Origin of the sequence: Bradyrhizobium sp. SHOUNA76 (assembly GCF_023006445.1) — a bacterium.
Taxonomy (GTDB): Bacteria; Pseudomonadota; Alphaproteobacteria; order Rhizobiales; family Xanthobacteraceae; genus Bradyrhizobium.
This window is the reverse complement of sequence record NZ_JALBHA010000836.1, coordinates 1-1,577: the sequence shown is the minus strand read 5'-3', so window position 1 is coordinate 1,577 and position 1,577 is coordinate 1. Positions and strand designations below refer to the sequence as shown.

Below are 1,577 nucleotides of genomic sequence, written 5' to 3'. Positions count from 1 at the left end.
CGCCTGCCTTCGCCGAGCGCACTCAAGCCGCCTTCGACGTCGGCGCGCCCAGTGCGGACGTTCGGATCGAGACGCAGCCGGTGGCTGATCTCGTCGACCGTCCGCTCGGCGCGGCACGCACGCAGATCCACGAGACCTACATCGTCTCGCAGACCCGCGACGGGTTGATCATCGTCGACCAGCACGCCGCGCACGAGCGCATCGTCTACGAGCGGCTGAAGGCCTCGCTGGCCGCCAACGGTGTGCAGCGGCAGATTCTGCTGATCCCCGAGATCGTCGAGATGGACGAGGCGACGGTGGAGCGGCTGCTGGAGCGCAGCGAGGAGCTGGCTTCGTTCGGCCTCGCCATCGAATCCTTCGGCCCCGGCGCAGTCGCCGTGCGCGAGACGCCGTCGCTGCTCGGCAAGACCAATGCGGGCGGGCTCTTGCGCGATCTCTCCGAGCACATGGCCGAATGGGACGAGGCGCTGCCGCTGGAGCGCCGCCTGATGCACGTCGCCGCCACCATGGCCTGCCACGGCTCGGTGCGCGCCGGCCGCAGGCTCAGGCCCGAGGAGATGAACGCCCTGCTCCGCGAGATGGAGGAGACGCCGAACTCCGGCCAGTGCAATCACGGCCGTCCGACCTATGTCGAGCTGAAGCTGACCGACGTGGAGAAGCTGTTCGGACGGAGGTGACGGTGCCGTAATCGCGCTGCCGTAGGGTGGGCAAAGGCGCAACGCGCCGTGCCCACGATCTCCCGCCTTCGCTCTTCGAGCTACGGCGGACAAGTCGCTTTGCCCACCCTACGGCAGCGAGACTGTCGGGCAGCGATGGGCTTCGTAGGGCGGGTTAGCGCAGCGTAACCCGCCTCTTCTGCATCTGCCGAGATGATGGCGGATTACGCTGCGCTAATCCGCCCTACGCAAAAACACGAACTCCGTATCGTCGTACGCCCGACGCTCCAGCTCCTCGAAACCCTCCGGCACCACGAATTGCGCGGCCTTGGCCTCCTCGACAACCAGCAGCGCACCGGGGGTAAGCCAGCCGCCATCGCGCAAGCTCACGAACGCCTTCTCCGCAAGTCCCCTGCCATAGGGCGGATCGAGGAACACCAGCGAGAACGGTTCGACCGGATGCGCGGGCCCAAGATCGGTCGCGTCGCGGCGATAGACTTTTGTCACCCCGCCGAGGCCCAGCGATTCCACATTGTTACGCAGCAGCGCGCGGGCCTCGGCGCCATTGTCCACGAACAGCACGAATTTCGCCCCGCGCGAGGACGCCTCGATGCCGAGCGCGCCGGTACCGGCAAACAGATCGAGCACGCGCGCGTCCGGAATCGGATCGTCATAGGCGTGCACAAGGATGTTGAACACGGACTCGCGCAGGCGGTCCGCCGTGGGGCGGATGTCGCGCGAGGACGGTGAGGCGAGATTACGCCCCTTCAAGCGACCGCCGACGACGCGCAACTAGTCCTCCTTCGGCGTCAGGTCGCGCTTGCCGTGATAGCCGCGCTTGGGACGGCGCGGCGGGCCATAGCCGCTCGCCTCCGCCTCGTTGCGCTCGCGCGCTTCCTCGCTGCCGGTGCGCTGCACCAG

Annotated in this window: 1 protein-coding gene and 1 pseudogene; one reads left to right on the top strand and one right to left on the bottom strand. The window is 67.7% G+C overall.

Going from position 1 to position 1,577, the window contains the following annotated elements; translation table 11 throughout:
- Positions 1 to 677: pseudogene (locus MOV74_RS37705) on the top strand (DNA mismatch repair protein MutL); the annotation flags it as partial.
- Positions 678 to 890: 213 nt separating this feature from the next.
- Here the strand turns inward: MOV74_RS37705 and rsmD are convergent.
- Positions 891 to 1,448 (bottom strand): 16S rRNA (guanine(966)-N(2))-methyltransferase RsmD, encoded by a 558-nt coding sequence (gene rsmD / locus MOV74_RS37700; protein ID WP_246932527.1) that lies wholly within the window; start codon positions 1,446 to 1,448, stop codon positions 891 to 893.
- Between the last annotated feature and the right edge of the window lie 129 nt (positions 1,449 to 1,577).